The sequence below is a fragment of the Mycobacterium sp. URHB0021 genome (assembly GCF_054057895.1).
Window position 1 is genome coordinate 2,394,563 of sequence record NZ_JBSRZT010000002.1, and the last position, 13,676, is coordinate 2,408,238.

Annotated in this window: 13 protein-coding genes and 2 pseudogenes; 7 read left to right on the top strand and 8 right to left on the bottom strand. The window is 66.1% G+C overall.

Annotated elements, in window-relative coordinates; genetic code table 11:
• Window positions 1-217 precede the first annotated feature (217 nt).
• Together ACVWWN_RS14025 and ACVWWN_RS14030 are read left to right on the top strand one after the other, a co-directional pair.
• Window positions 218-505 (top strand): hypothetical protein, encoded by a 288-nt coding sequence (locus tag ACVWWN_RS14025; RefSeq protein WP_457144442.1) that lies wholly within the window; start codon window positions 218-220, stop codon window positions 503-505.
• Between the two features lie 235 nt (window positions 506-740).
• Complete coding sequence (locus ACVWWN_RS14030; protein ID WP_457144443.1) at window positions 741-1,121, top strand: hypothetical protein; 381 nt, start codon at window positions 741-743, stop codon at window positions 1,119-1,121.
• A 252-nt stretch (window positions 1,122-1,373) separates the two neighbouring features.
• Here the strand turns inward: ACVWWN_RS14030 and ACVWWN_RS14035 are convergent, their stop codons facing one another.
• Both ACVWWN_RS14035 and ACVWWN_RS14040 read right to left on the bottom strand, forming a co-directional pair.
• On the bottom strand, window positions 1,374-1,631 hold the full coding sequence (locus tag ACVWWN_RS14035) for a hypothetical protein (protein ID WP_457144444.1): 258 nt from the start codon (window positions 1,629-1,631) through the stop codon (window positions 1,374-1,376).
• A gap of 156 nt (window positions 1,632-1,787) precedes the next feature.
• A complete protein-coding gene (locus ACVWWN_RS14040) occupies window positions 1,788-2,462 on the bottom strand; it encodes a guanylate cyclase (RefSeq protein WP_457149126.1) in 675 nt (224 codons plus the stop codon).
• A gap of 41 nt (window positions 2,463-2,503) precedes the next feature.
• Here ACVWWN_RS14040 and ACVWWN_RS14045 point away from each other — a divergent pair, with 41 nt between their 5' ends.
• The gene (locus ACVWWN_RS14045; RefSeq protein ID WP_457144445.1) at window positions 2,504-2,662 is read left to right on the top strand and encodes a hypothetical protein; all 159 of its coding nucleotides are present in this window, start codon (window positions 2,504-2,506) and stop codon (window positions 2,660-2,662) included.
• A 6-nt stretch (window positions 2,663-2,668) separates the two neighbouring features.
• On the opposite strand, the gene ACVWWN_RS14050 is transcribed toward ACVWWN_RS14045, so the two are convergent.
• The gene (locus ACVWWN_RS14050; protein WP_457144446.1) at window positions 2,669-3,454 is read right to left on the bottom strand and encodes an adenylate/guanylate cyclase domain-containing protein; all 786 of its coding nucleotides are present in this window, start codon (window positions 3,452-3,454) and stop codon (window positions 2,669-2,671) included.
• A gap of 28 nt (window positions 3,455-3,482) precedes the next feature.
• On the opposite strand from ACVWWN_RS14050, the gene ACVWWN_RS14055 reads away from it, so the two are divergent.
• A complete protein-coding gene (locus tag ACVWWN_RS14055; RefSeq protein ID WP_457144447.1) occupies window positions 3,483-4,430 on the top strand; it encodes a hypothetical protein in 948 nt (315 codons plus the stop codon).
• A gap of 5 nt (window positions 4,431-4,435) precedes the next feature.
• On the opposite strand, the gene ACVWWN_RS14060 is transcribed toward ACVWWN_RS14055, so the two are convergent.
• Complete coding sequence (locus tag ACVWWN_RS14060) at window positions 4,436-6,013, bottom strand: AMP-binding protein (RefSeq protein WP_457144448.1); 1,578 nt, start codon at window positions 6,011-6,013, stop codon at window positions 4,436-4,438.
• A gap of 69 nt (window positions 6,014-6,082) precedes the next feature.
• Window positions 6,083-7,533, bottom strand: a pseudogene (locus ACVWWN_RS14065) (purine-cytosine permease family protein).
• A gap of 83 nt (window positions 7,534-7,616) precedes the next feature.
• Between ACVWWN_RS14065 and ACVWWN_RS14070 the strand changes: the two are divergent.
• Window positions 7,617-8,231 carry a TetR/AcrR family transcriptional regulator gene (locus ACVWWN_RS14070; protein ID WP_457149127.1) on the top strand — a complete coding sequence of 205 codons (615 nt, stop codon included), beginning with the start codon at window positions 7,617-7,619 and terminating at the stop codon, window positions 8,229-8,231.
• On the opposite strand, the pseudogene ACVWWN_RS14075 reads toward ACVWWN_RS14070, so the two are convergent.
• The 3 genes and pseudogenes from ACVWWN_RS14075 to ACVWWN_RS14085 all read right to left on the bottom strand — a co-directional run bounded on the left by ACVWWN_RS14075 (window position 8,218) and on the right by ACVWWN_RS14085 (window position 12,412).
• Window positions 8,218-8,462, bottom strand: a pseudogene (locus ACVWWN_RS14075) (hypothetical protein). The gene ACVWWN_RS14070 and the pseudogene ACVWWN_RS14075 overlap by 14 nt on opposite strands.
• A 155-nt stretch (window positions 8,463-8,617) precedes the next feature.
• On the bottom strand, window positions 8,618-11,515 hold the full coding sequence (locus ACVWWN_RS14080; protein ID WP_457144449.1) for an aminotransferase: 2,898 nt from the start codon (window positions 11,513-11,515) through the stop codon (window positions 8,618-8,620).
• Between the two features lie 33 nt (window positions 11,516-11,548).
• Window positions 11,549-12,412: an alpha/beta fold hydrolase gene (locus tag ACVWWN_RS14085; RefSeq protein ID WP_457144450.1), complete on the bottom strand. Its 864-nt coding sequence runs from the start codon at window positions 12,410-12,412 to the stop codon at window positions 11,549-11,551.
• Between the two features lie 100 nt (window positions 12,413-12,512).
• On the opposite strand from ACVWWN_RS14085, the gene ACVWWN_RS14090 reads away from it, so the two are divergent.
• Together ACVWWN_RS14090 and ACVWWN_RS14095 are read left to right on the top strand one after the other, a co-directional pair.
• Window positions 12,513-13,124 carry a TetR/AcrR family transcriptional regulator gene (locus ACVWWN_RS14090; RefSeq protein ID WP_457144451.1) on the top strand — a complete coding sequence of 204 codons (612 nt, stop codon included), beginning with the start codon at window positions 12,513-12,515 and terminating at the stop codon, window positions 13,122-13,124.
• Between the two features lie 76 nt (window positions 13,125-13,200).
• On the top strand, window positions 13,201-13,674 hold the full coding sequence (locus tag ACVWWN_RS14095; protein ID WP_457144452.1) for a VOC family protein: 474 nt from the start codon (window positions 13,201-13,203) through the stop codon (window positions 13,672-13,674).
• Window positions 13,675-13,676: the final 2 nt, after the last annotated feature.

The following is a 13,676-nucleotide window of genomic DNA, read 5'->3' on the forward strand; positions in this document are numbered from 1 at the left end:
CCCCGCAAACCTTTTGCTTTCGGTCGGTGACCGCAAAACAGCGAGCACACACGGCGGTCCGGCGCCGCGGATGCGACCACGCGGGCAACGTCACGATCCCGATGAATGGATACCCTTCTGTCTGAGACGATTTCGGAATCTGGTGGCCGGAAGAGGGCATGAACGCCGGGGTCTTTACGTTGTTAGTCTAAGTAAGTCCTCGAAATGGAGTTGCCCAATGAATCTGAAGAAAATCCTGGCCGGTGCGGCGATCAGCGGTGCGCTCGGCTTCACTGCAGTTGGACTCGGTGCGGGCGTCGCAAACGCCGAGCCGGCCTCGCCCGCGCCCCTCGTCACGGGAATTCAATTCAAGCAGGACTGGGGACACGGGGGCGGATATTGGGGTGATCACGGCGGCCGTCGAGACTGGGGTGGTCGTCGTGACTACGGCTACGGCCCCGATTACGGCTACGGCCGGTGGGGCTGCATCAGCGGTCCGCTCGGGCACCTGACCTGGTGTCCCTAGCCTGAACGCGGAGGCTTGTCACAGTTTGCTCAACGCAATAGCGTGATCGCACAACCGCACACCGAGTTCGACTGACATCGGTGGCGAGTGGGTCGGGTGCCACCGTGCACCGAAAAGGGGTCACCATGACCAGAGCGAACACGTCAAGCTGTCGGCGGCTGTCCAAACCCGGTCCTGTGCCGCTGGGTAGCTGACCCGGCTGTCCGGAGGACAACCCCTCGGGTCCCTGTCGCTGGTGCCCGGGGGATCCTCCGGTGCAGGCCGGCAATTGAGGGTCAACCCGGTGATGTGGGACGCGAATGTCTGCCACACGTACTGGTCCGTCTACGCCGGGCAGGGCAACGTCGCCCAAAACTTCTGGGAGGGAGAGACTCCGCCGGCCCCGGCTCCGCCGCCTGGCCTCAACTTCTGTCCGATCCCGCCGTGGTGTCCGTGTGAAGATCGCCAGCGCCGACAGAAGATCGCCCCACTGGAACTGGTAGAGCATGCCGTCGATCGAGAGCACCAGCACCGTCTCGATGATCCCGAAAACGGAGAACAGCACACCGACGAAGGTGCGGGAGAGTGCGCGGTGCAACCCGGTACGCCGGAGTTCGAGAAACAACGTCACCAGTAGCAACGGCAGAATCTGTGACTGCGTGGAGGACGTGGGGCCATCCAGCACCGGCCCTGTCATGAAGGGTTGCTGAACTCCGTGGCCTGGCAGACGGAGGACCGCCTCGGCGGCATCGCCGCGGGTACGGACCGACCTTCACGGTGCTCGGCGATCATCCTTACACGTTGGAACCGACATGCTCAATACGCAAACGCGTTGCTGGGCAGCGCGTCCCGCCGTCGGTGGTTTCCCGCGCCAACCAACCGGGCGTGATCAGAAGGGCAGATCCAATTCGCCGTTGGTGGTGTTGCCTTGGTCGTGGTTCGGGTTGATGTACCCAAGCCGGTACGGAACCTCGGGATCGGTGCCGTAGGGCACCAGCGGATCGGTACCGGTGTCGGGGTCGTGATGCGTAACGGTGGTCGTGACGCGCGCGGGAGCGGCGGCGCCGGCGATGGGTGCGAGGGTGATCGCGCCGCCGATCGCGGCCGCGGCCAACCACGGAGCAAGGTATTTGATCGTCGGTGTCATGATGTTCTCCCGCCTGCTGGGCCATCCTCACTGGACTTGGGAACAATGTTCGCCCTTCGGCATGCGGATGTCCTTGGCGCTAGCTGGAATTGTCATTAACGATGCTCAGATCCCAACCATGAATCTCAGCTCTTCTTAGGCTTGGGCTCAGAAAAGCTATGGGAGAACGGCGATTTCGTCGCCCAAGTCATAACCCGGCGCGAGCGGAAGCGTGTCGCCGCTCCAGAACGATCCGGGATCGAACCAGTTGTAGTGCTTTTCCGTCGCGAGCAGGCCCATCTCCTCGTAGGTGATCGCGACGGTTTCCGCGCAATAGGCCGTTTCCAGTCCGACGTCGAGCTTTTCGTCTTTCGTGCGCTGAGTCGCCTCACGAACCTTCCTGTGCACGAAGGGAATCCCGCGGGTGAAATCGCCGACGGCAATCCGGCCGCGAAACCATCGGCCGGTGAGCCGGGCCGTGCTGGGAAACGGGGTGCCGTCCATCCGGGCGACCACCTTGAGCGCGCGGTCCTCCTGATCGCGGTCGGCATACGGCGTCAGCTCTCGCAGCCAGCAGCGCTGGTGGTAGTTCTGCATCCATCGCTCGACGACCTGTCGTGCGTCGTTGAGCTGAACACCGCGATGATTGCCGCCCGTCCAGAGGTCGGTCAGCTTGTCACCCAGCTCGGCGTGCCAGATCAACGGCGGCAGGTCCTCGACGGCGATCGTCATCCCGACGTGGTTGACCGGGCTGTTGGTCATCGATTGGATCGCCCGATCCGGCCCTGAACTGCCGCGAAACAGCCAGATATCCCCGGTGCGGGTCTCGTCCAGCGCCCGTTGCAGCGACACCGTGCTTTCTTTCACCACCGCAGCTTAGGCAGACTCTTCCCATGCGTGGCATATGGAAGTTGGTCGGATTGGCCGGTGTCGCCGGCGTGGTGGCGGGTGGCGTGCTGGTCACGCGGGACCAGCGCCGTCGCAACGCCTACACACCGGAGGACATCCGGACGCGGCTGCATCAGCGGGTCGCCGAGGCCGCCGAGGACTGAGCGGGGCTAGACGGCGACCGCGTACAGCCGGTGCGTGCCGGAGAATCCCTTGAGTTCGACGTCGCGGCCATCGTCGAAGTCAAGGTCCTCGGCCTCGTTGACGGCGTCGCGCACCACCTCACTGACCAGAATCTCGCCGCCGTCCGCCTGCCCGGCCACCCGGGCCGCCATCGCGACGTTGCGGCCGAAGAGATCGTCACCGCGTCGCACGGACTTACCCGTGTGGATGCCGATCCGAACTCGAATGCCGTTGGGCCTCTTCTGAAGTGCGCGCTGCACCTCGACGCTGCAGCGGACAGCCTGCTCGGGCTGGGCGAACGCGATCATGAACCCGTCGCCCTGGCTCTTGACGACGTGGCCGGAATGGCTCTTGACGTGGCGGCGGATCAGCCGGTCGTGCTGTCCGAGCAGTTTGACCCATGCCCGGTCGCCGATGCGTTCGTTGAGTGCCGTCGACTGCTCGATATCGGAGAACAGGATCGCCACCTTGCCGTTCGGTGCGAGTCGGGCCAGGTCCGGCCGCTCCACCTCGGCCCAGTCGGCAAGGTCCTCGATCGATGACCGCACCGCTGCGCCGAACCCGTCCTTGCGCAGGATGTTGGCCGTCTGCCAGACCGTCTTGACCGCCTCGCGTCCACCAGTGAGCAGCATGCTCCTGGTATCGGTGCGGCGGCGCAGTTCTGCCAGTTCCTGCTGAGTGTGCGAGTGGCGAACCCACAGCACGATCAGTGCGACCGCCTCCAGCACGGCCACTCCGGCAAGCGCGTAGGCCGCGATCTCCGCTCCGGTCACGGCTCCAGTATTGGATGCTGAGGCCGTGATGTCCGCGAAGGCCCCCTATTACGAGAGTCGCTACATCCGGGCCAACCACCCGGAACACCCTCAGGCGCTGTGGCTGCGCCACACGCTGTTATTGCCGACGGCCGGCGAAGCAGCCGCCGATGTGTGGCTGATGGTGTTCGACCCCGACGGCGCGGGCAACCGCGCGCGCAAGCAGCCGCATCCGATCGACGCCGCGGAATTCGAGTACGACGACTGGAGGGCCCGAATCGGCGAGGCGTCGATCGACGACCGGTCTGTGCAGGGCGCGATCGCCGACGGCTCCGCGCGCTGGGACCTGCGGATCGCCCCGGGAACCGCGGCGCCAGTCAAACTCCTCACCGAACGCGGGTACAGGGCACGCCTTCCGACGGCCAAGACCATGGTTCGCGATCCGCTGGCACAGTTCGACGGCCGACTCGACCTCGATGACGTCGCGCTCTCGGTAGAAGGATGGGCGGGCAGCGTCAACCACAACTGGGGCACGCGGCACACCCCGGCGTACGCCTTCGGCCAGGTGTGCGGATTCGAGGATGCCCCGGAATCCAGCCTGGAGATCGTCACGGCGCGGGCAGCGCTCGGTCCTGTTCTCCTGCCGTCGGCCACGCTGTTCGTGTTCCGGCATGCCGGAACAGAGTTCGCGGTGCGCTCGGTCCCGGGCAGCCTGCACACCCACGGCCGGTACCGGCCGTTCTCGTGGACCTTCGGCGGGCGGGTCTCCGAGCAGATGATCGAGGGCGAGATCATGGCCGAGCCCGGCGACATCATCGGCCTGAAGTACACCGACACCGACGGCGCCGCGAAATATTGCTATAACTCCGCCATCGCCAGCTGCCGAATCCGACTGGCGGGTAACGCCTTTGAGCGCACGGAGCTCGTCGCCACCCGGCGCGTGATGTTCGAGATCCTCACCGACACCCGCGAGGACGCGGTGCCGCTGCTGGCGTGATGGGTCTAGATGGCCTTGCCCTCGGGCCAGTAGCGTGCCCGCAATTTCTGCTTGAACACCTTGCCGGAGTCCTCACGAGGCAGCTCACCGAACTCGATGGTGCGCGGCACTTTGAACGATGCCAGCCGCTCGTCGAGGAAGGCCCGGATGCCGTCGACGTCACCGACCGCACCATCGCGCAGTTGCACGGCCGCCGCGACCGACTCACCGAACTCGTCGTCGGGAATGCCGAACACCGCACAATCCGCCACGTCGGGATGCTGGATCAGCTCCGCCTCGATCTCTGCCGTGTAGATGTTCACGCCACCGGAAATGATCACGTCCTTGCGGCGGTCACAGAGAAACAGGTAGCCGTCATCGTCCAGGTAACCGATGTCGCCGATCGTCACCAGACCGTCCTTCTCGATCGCGGCGCGGTCGTCGTCGCGATCGTGGTACGTGAAGTCGCCGTAACCGGGGTTCCAGACATAGACATCGCCGACCTCGCCCCGCGGTAACTCCGAGCCGTCGGCGTCGAGGATCTTCACCACGGAACCCGCGGTGACCTTGCCGACGGTGCCCGCGTGAGCCAGCCATTCCTCGCTGTTGCAGGCGGTGACGATGGCCGATTCGGTGCCGCCGTAGTACTCGTTGACGATCGGGCCCAACCACTCGATCGTCGCGCGCTTGACCGCGGGCGGACATGGCGCGGCGCCGTGTGCAATGCATTTCAGAGTCGAGATGTCATAGCTAGCACGGACATTCGCGTCCAGCGCCAACAGCCGGACCATCATCGTCGGGACGAGGTGGAGACTGTCGATCGCGTAACGCTCGACGAGCGCCAGCAGTTCCTCCGCGTCGAACTTCGGCTGCAGGACCACGAGGTCGCCGAGCCGCCCGGCGAGCAGTCCGTACACGTTGGGCGCTGTGTGATACATCGGGCCGCACATGACCGTGCGCATCCCGGGGGCGACCCCCAGCGCGTTGACAACGCCGGTCATCGCGGGATGGGCCGGGTTCAACGGAGCGAAGCGGCGCACCCCTTTTGGTTTCCCCGTCGTCCCCGAGGTGTAGATCATGCTCGGCGCCGCCGCGCGGGGCTCACCTTGCCACGGCTGCGCGGACTCGACGGCGGCGTTCCAGGATGAGCCGGCGGGCGCCGTCGCCGACTGGCAGCCGTACGCCGCCGCAATCTCCGGAGGGGTGTCGACCACCAGCACGACACACCCGTCTGGCACCCGGCCCTCGATCTGACCGAGCAGGTCGGCGTGAATGACGAGCACGTTGGCGGCGGAGTCGCGGAGGATGAACCCGACCTCGTTGCCCTTGTAATGCCAGTTGATCGGGACGGCGACGGCGCCCAGCGTCTGGGTGGCATAGGAGGCCTCGAAGAAGGCGAAGTCGTTGCGCAACATGACGGCCACGTGGTCGTTTGGCGTCACGCCGTGTCTTTCCAGCACGGTTGCCGCGCGGGCCACGCGGTTCGTCATCTGTTCGGCGCTGATACGCCTGTCGCCCGATACGAACCCGGTGAGTGTCTTGTCGCTCGGCGGGTGGCCTTCTTGGCTTTTCAGCGTTTTCGGTTCGACACGAATCGTCGTCATATCACGCCCAACGCGCCGAGTTCCGTAATGCGTTTGTTTGGTGGCGCCCACCACAACGATGCGCCGTGTCTAACTGGACGGCGAATGCCTGCTGAAGCCGAGCGACACAACGTAGATCAAGCCCGCCAGGACGGCCGACCCGATGGTGCTCAGGTCGACGCCGCCCGCGATGTCTGCCAGGGGTCCGACATAGAGGGTGGTGTTGACCGCCAGCAGACCGAACGCCGCGCCGACTGTCCAAGCCGCCACAGCGGGCAGATTCCAACCCGCGGTGAACCAGTAGCGGCCGCCGTGCCTGTTCTGCGCGAACGCCTGCAGATCGGTGGGGTCGTAGCTTTTGGTGCGAAGTGCACCCACCGCCAGGATGGCGACCCAAGGTGTGATGACCGCGTTCAATGCCACCGTCATCGCGGTCACGGACTCGACCGCGTCGAACACGAAAACGCCGAGATAGAGCAACGCGATCGCGATGGCGGCCGTGATGATCGTGGTCTGCGTCCGCTTCAGCCGGGGTGCCAACCCTTCCAGATCCAGGCCACTCGCGTAGACGCACAGCACGCCCTGGCTCAGCCCGCCCAGCAGGGAGATGACGACGATCGGCAGGACGTACCAACCGGGGGAGGCCGCCACCAGGTCATCGAGGTAGGAATCGGTCGGGTTGGCGAAGGTCATCGCGGTGAACGCGCCGAAGAGGCTTGGCAGCAGCACGCCGACGAACATCCCGATACCCAACGACCCGCTGATCCGCCGATTGCTGAACGCCCGTTCCGAGATCCGACGGGTGTAGTCACCGATCGTCGGACCGTACGAGATCGGCGCCGCCGCGAACAACACCGCCGACAGTGCCCAGGTCTGCCAGAACCCGCCCAGTGCATACCCGCCGGCGGAGGCCCCCGGGCGGAAGTCCCCCGCGAATGCGAACACACCGAGGATCATCAGCGCCCCGACCACCGGGACGACGATGTTCTGCATCGCGACGATGGTCGCGTGCCCGTAAAGGGCGACGGTGACCATCAATGCGGCGACCGCCGCATACGTGACCGCATGCACGATGTCGTTCTCCGGCGTGCCGAGCAGTCGGTGGCCCGCTGCGGCGAGCGCGTCGCCGCTCGTCCAGACGGTCACCGCGGCAAACCCGAAGGCGATGAGCAACGCGATGCCCGAGCCGATGAACCGGCCGCGAATGCCGAAGAACGCGCCGCTGGACACCGTCATGTTGGTGCCGGTCCGGGTCCGATGATCGCGGTGGGCATCACGGCCAGGGTGCCGACGGCAATACCGACGGTCATCGAGATGAGCGTCTGCCAGAAGCTCAGCCCGAACATGATCGCGAACGCGCCGAACACAACGTTCGTCCAGGTCAGGTTCGCGCCCAGGAAGACCGCACCGAGATTGCGTGCCCGTGAGTCCCGGGCGTCCTCGGACAGGTACTCGACGCCGGCGGATTCGATCGCCCCGACCCGGTCGGTGGACAAGTCGATCTCCGGACGGAGAGACAGGGTTGCGGTCATGAGCGGCATCCTTGTTGATGGGTATTTCAATAGTGTTGATGTAGTGTTCAATAAGAATCGTCATCCGTCAATAGGAAGGACCGAAGTTGACCGTGCCGGTGCGGGATGCCAAGCGGAAATTGCCGGCCGAGCGCCGCGACGAGTTGTTGGCCAAGGCTGTCGAGATCGCGCAGGCCGAAGGGTTGACCGCGGTGACGCTGCGCCGCGTCGCCACCGACCTCGGGGTGACACCCGGCCTGGTCAGCCACTATTTCGCGGCGGCGGAGCAGCTGATCACGGCCGCCTTCCGGACGGCGGCCCTGGCCGACCTTGCGGAGGCGCAGTCGCGCGTCGATGCCGCCGAGACGGCCGTCGAGAAGATGGACGTGTTGATGGACTACGTGCTCGATGACGCCAGCGACGACGCCAGCGCCCTGTGGCTGGAGGCGTGGAGCCTGGGCCGGCGCAATGCGCCGCTGGCCGCCGAAGCGGCGACGCTGACTGCCGACTGGCTGGACTGCATCGCCGACATCGTGCAGGCGGGCACAGTCGAGGGCTGCTTCCGCGTGGCGGACGTGCACGTCGCGGCGCGACGGCTGTTGACCATGATCGACGGATTGGGCGCCCAGAAGGTGGTGCGCGCGGTCCCGTCGGACGAGGCCAAGCACATCGCGCAGGCGTATTTCGCCTCCGAACTGGGAGTCGACCCCGGCCTCAAACGCCGGTAGCGGGGCCCGGTCGCACGATCATCAGGATCGTGACGGCCACCCAGAGCGCGTTGAAGATTCCGGTGGTCACCGCCATCCGGGTGACCGGGTTGCCCGCGCTGCGCGCTGGCCGGGAAGAACGGGTGCGACGTTGTCGCGTGCATAGCGCGGAAACATGCTGGCCGCGACGGCAATTGGCCCGACCGCGAGGATCGCGACGATGACATGGGCGCTGAGCAGGATAGCGGACATCGCCGTAAAGGCTAGGACGTGCCGGCGGGTGTCCGCCCGCCTCCAGAGGTCAGCGCCCGCTGGAATCTGGCCAACACTGGCGCCAGCCCATCAGTGGGAGACCCTGACCCGCCGCCAGGCCGCGAGGGGAACGAAGACGACGAGGGCGGTTAGATCTACCAGCCCTCCTCAAGGACCCGGTCGAGCGTGTCGGCGTAAAAGTCGGCCGATTCGACGTCGATACACAAGGGCGGCTTCGTCTTCAGGATGTTCTGATGATCTCCGGTCGGCTGGATGATCACTCCGAGTTCGAGCATGCGGTCACAGATGGCCGCTGTCTCCTCGGTTGCCGGTTCCAAAGTGTGCCGGTCGCGGACCATTTCGACACCGAGATACAACCCGCTGCCGTGCACCGTGCCGATGATCGGATGCCGGTGACCCAGCGCCTGCAGCCGGGACTTGAGGTGCGCACCCACGCGCGCGGCATTCTCCTGTAGGCTCTCCTCGCCGAGCACGTCGAGCACGGTGATGCCGATCGCACACGACAACGGGCTGCCGCCCGTCGAGGAGAAGAAGTAACCCTGCGACCGAAATCCGTCGGCGACCGCCCGGCTCGTGATCACCGCGCCCAGCGGATACCCGTTGCCCGTCGACTTGGCGATCGAGACGATATCGGGCACCGCATCCTGCTGAAGAAACCCCCAAAACCATTCGCCGAGGCGGCCATAACCGACCTGAACTTCATCGGAGATCGCCAGCCCGCCGCTCGCCCGGATCGCTCGGTACACCTGCTGCAGATACCCGTCGGGCAGCGCCATGCCCCCGGCATTGCCGTACACGCTCTCGCAGATGAACCCGGCCGGCGGTCTACCGTCGGCCGCGAGTTTCTCGATCTGCTGTACCGCATCACGAGCGTATTGGGCGGCGTCGGAACCTCGGTACTTTCCGCGGAAGCTGTTGGGTGACTCCACCGTATGCACCCAATCCGGCCGGGTGGCAAGCGCATTGGGGTTATCTGCGGTCGACGTGGAGACCGCATCGGTGCCGTACGTCCACCCGTGGTACGCCTCGCGGACCGCGACGACGTCTCGCCTGCCGGTCGCCGCCGTGGCCAGGCGGACGGCCAGATCGCTTGCCTCCGAACCGGAGTTGACGAGAAACACGGTGTCCAGCGGCTCCGGCAGCGTGGCCGCCAGGCGTTCGCTGAACTCGACCACCAGTTCGTAGTTGAACCGTGAGTTCGTGTTGAGCTTGCGCAGCTGTCGGGCCGCCGTGTCCGCGACCCGGGGATGTGCGTGACCCAGCACCGTGACGTTGTTGACCATGTCGAGGTACCAACGGCCCTCGGTGGACATCAGGTAATGCCGTCGGCCCCGCTCGATCTGCGGTGGCGTGCGGTAGTAATGCTCCTGCACTGAAGCAAAACTTGCATCGCGGCGCCTCAAGAGGTCGCCGACGTCGCGGGTCTCCAATGTGGGCAGCCCGAACAACGCCCGCGGGTCACGCGTCAGGGTCAGCCAGCCGGGTGCCAGCTCGGCGCGGGTGAACAATGGCGCCGCGGGGGCTCCGGCCGGCCGCACGCCGACCTCGAACCATGTGCTCGGCGCGGCCTCCGCGATCACCTGTCCCGCTTGCAGTCTCCCGAGTTCGGCGACCGCGCCGACGCCGGTCAACGTCAGCTCGTAGCCGGTGGCGCGGAACGTGAGCCGGTCGTGCCCGCGGTCCACGATCTCGCCGTCCCACGGTGCGACCAGTGACATGGTCGATGCGGCCCATGCGCTGATCCCCGTCGGTACGACGTCGGGGCTTATCTGGCTCAACTTCGGGGCCCTGCTCAGCCGTGGCTGACCGTACCGCGTCAGGACGATTGCGGCACCGTCTTGCACTGCCGTGCGCGCCAACGATTCCTCGATGCCCGGTCGCATTGTGCCGTCGGGTCCGAAGGCGTCGTCGTAGACATCCGACGTGGTCGACAGGTCAAGTGTCACCACCGCTGCCGGATCGAGCGAAACCAGCGGCACCGACACCGTCGGCGGCTCGGGCCGCGCGGCCAGTCCCAGGTGGGCTTTGATGACTGCGGTCATCACATCCATCGGCACCGACGTGGCACGATCGAACATTCGCTGCTCGCCACCGGACTGGTCGCTGAGGTAGGGATTGTCCGGATCCAGCATGGCTTGTTGCGCGCCGCTGACGATCAACACCGCGGTGCGCAACACCAGCATCGGCCACAAGGCGTCCACCTCGACCGGGCTCAAGGGCCGAATGTCATGGAATGCACGGATGGCGGGCAGCACCGACGTCGGATCGGCGCCGAGATGTCCGAGCACCGATGACGCGGTGATCGCCAACTCGGACACCGCCCAGCTGTCGGCCAGGTCGCCGAAGTCGATGACGCCGTCCGGCCGGACCGTTCCGTCAGCCGCGCGTGACACCACCACATTCGCATCGGTGAGGTCCAGATGGACCGCCTGACGCGGCAGTTCGTCGGCCACGGGGGCGATGCGCGACCACGCCTCGCGCGTGGCGGTGGCCAGCCTGTCGCGGTCCGCGGTGTCGGAAACATGCGAAAGCAGTGCTGCCACCACGTCGGCGCCGTATCGCAGGTCCCATTGCAAGACGCGGTCAAGCCCCGGATGGGTGAACTTCTCCAGCGCCCGGCTCACCCGGCCTGCGACCGCGCCCAGCCCGGCGACCGCCGACGGCGAGATGTAGCCCGACTCCAGCAGTGTTCCGCCGGGCAAGAAGCGCAACAGCCGCACATAGGCGGTACCGTCGACCAGACCCGTTATGGCGGTGCACTTCTGGCCCGACGCGTCGGCGATGGGCACGGCAACGCGCAAATCCGGCGCCGCCTCGGCGATCAGTTCCGCCGCCAGGTCCTGCGCTTCGAGTTCGGCTGCGGTGAACGCCGGATTGGCGATCTTCAGCACCCCGGCGATCTTGCCGTCGGCACCGGTGACGACGAAGTTCTGGTCCTGGTTGCTGCCCAACGACGTGGCCTGCGCGCGCATGTCGTAGTGGACGCGCAGAATTTCCTCGGCTTGCGCTTCGCCGACCCGGGGTACCGGCAACTCAGGCTGCTCTAGGAAATTGAAGCCCACGGGTCACCGGCTGACGAACTGCACCACGGCTTCGGAGAACGCGTCGTTGTCATCGCCGGCCGCGGTGTGACCGGCGTGGGACAACTCGACGAACTCGGCGCCGGGGACCTTGTCGAGGAAGTCCTTCACACCTTCGGTGCTGACCACGTCGGATAGCTTGCCACGGATCAGCAGGATCGGAATGGTCAGGTTCATCACGGCCTGCTCGAGCCTCTCGACGCGGATGAACGGATCGTCATCGGGAGCCGAGAGAAACGCGGGATCCCAGTGCCAGTACCACCGTCCGTCGCGCAGGCGCAGGTTCTTCTTCAGCCCGTCCGGGCTGCGCGGCTTGGTCCGGTGCGGCAGGTACTCGGCGACGGCGTCGGCCGCCTCCTCGAGCGATTTGAAGCCGTGCACGTGGCTGAACATGAAGTCGCGAATCCGGGCGCTGCCGCTTTTCTCGTACCGGGGCACCACGTCGACCAGCACCAGTTGCGTCAGCCGCTGTGGTCCGGCCGCGTCGGCGACCAACATGCCGGTCATTCCACCCATGCTGGCGCCGATCAAGGCCACCGGGCGGCCGATCTGGTCGAGCACCTCGAGGGTGTCCGCGCACAGCGCGTTGATCGAGTAGTTCGCTTTCGGCGCCCTGTCGCTGTCGCCGTGTCCCCGGCTGTCGAGCGCAACCACATGCAGGCCCTGCTCGGCCAGGACCTGGCCGGTCTTCTTCCACGAGAACCGGTTCTGCCCACCACCGTGCAGCATCAACACTGTCGGCCTGGACGCCGCCGACTCTGCGGCGCGGTTCCATTCGTCGGCCACCAGCGTGAGGCCCTCGACGCCGCGGAACTCCACGGTCTGCGGCTCGGTGTCTGTAGTGCTCACGGACGTCCTCTCGGCTGACCCCGGGGGCTCACGTTACCCACAGATGATTTGCAGCGATCTTCGGCCCGGGAGGTCGGTGGCGTCCCTAGACTTTGCGATCGTGCAGCCCGAGACCGCCAATGACGACGATCGCGGCTGCATCATAGACGCCGCCTACAGGTGTCTGTCCGAGCCGCACAGTGGGCCGGTCCCCGTTGCGGCGATCCTTCAGCGGGCCGGGGTCTCGAGCCGGGCGTTCTATCGTCACTTCCAGTCCAAGGACGAGCTCTTCCTGGCGATGCTGCGGCGGGAGACCGACGCGCTGGCCGAACGGCTGGATCGGATCGTCGACGAGGTGCCGGGCGACCCCGTCCGGCAGCTGAAGGCCTGGATCGAGGAGATGTTCGGCGTGATCAACGACGCGGAGGTGCGCATGCACCTGACCGTCATCGACTCCGACGAGATCCGCGCCGCCAAGGGTTATCGCGAGACCCGCGAGAAGGCCCATTCCGACCGGGAGCGCTCGCTGGTCGAGATCCTGCGCGCCGGCCGCTGCGACGGGACCTTTCCGCTCGCCGAGCCCGATCGCGACGCGATCGCGATCAGCGCCGTGATCAGCCGCGTGTTGCTGTCGCAGTCGCCGGACGACGAGGTGGGGGTGCGGCGGTCGATGGATCTGGTGCTGGACTTCGCGCTGCGCGCCCTGGGCGCCGACAGGCGCCGGCAACTCTGAGCCCGGCGATGAGTTCCCGGCGACGGTCCGGTCTGTACGGGAAGATCGAAAAGTCATCTTTCAAAGGAGCCCCGCCATGCCGTCGATCACGCCATCGCTCTGGTTCGACAACGACCTGGAGGAAGCCGCGCAGTTCTATACGTCGGTCTTCCCGAACTCGTCGATCGAGGGATACGAGCGGTACACCGACGCGGGCCCGGGCATCCCGGGCGAGGTGGTGTCGGGCACGTTCGTGCTCGACGGCAACCGGTTCATCGGAATCAACGGCGGTCCGGTCTTCACGTTCTCTGAAGCGGTGTCGTTCCTGATCGAGTGCAAGGACCAGGAGGAAGTCGACTACTACTGGACCCGCCTCGTCGAGGGCGGCGAGGAGTCGCAGTGCGGCTGGCTCAAGGACCGGTTCGGGCTGAGCTGGCAGATCGTGCCGACGCGACTCAACGAGCTGACCAGCGACCCCGATCCGGCCCGGGCGACCGCCGCGACCAAGGCGATGCTCGGCATGCGCAAGATCATCATCGCCGAGCTGGAGGACGCCGTCCGCGGTGTGTGAGC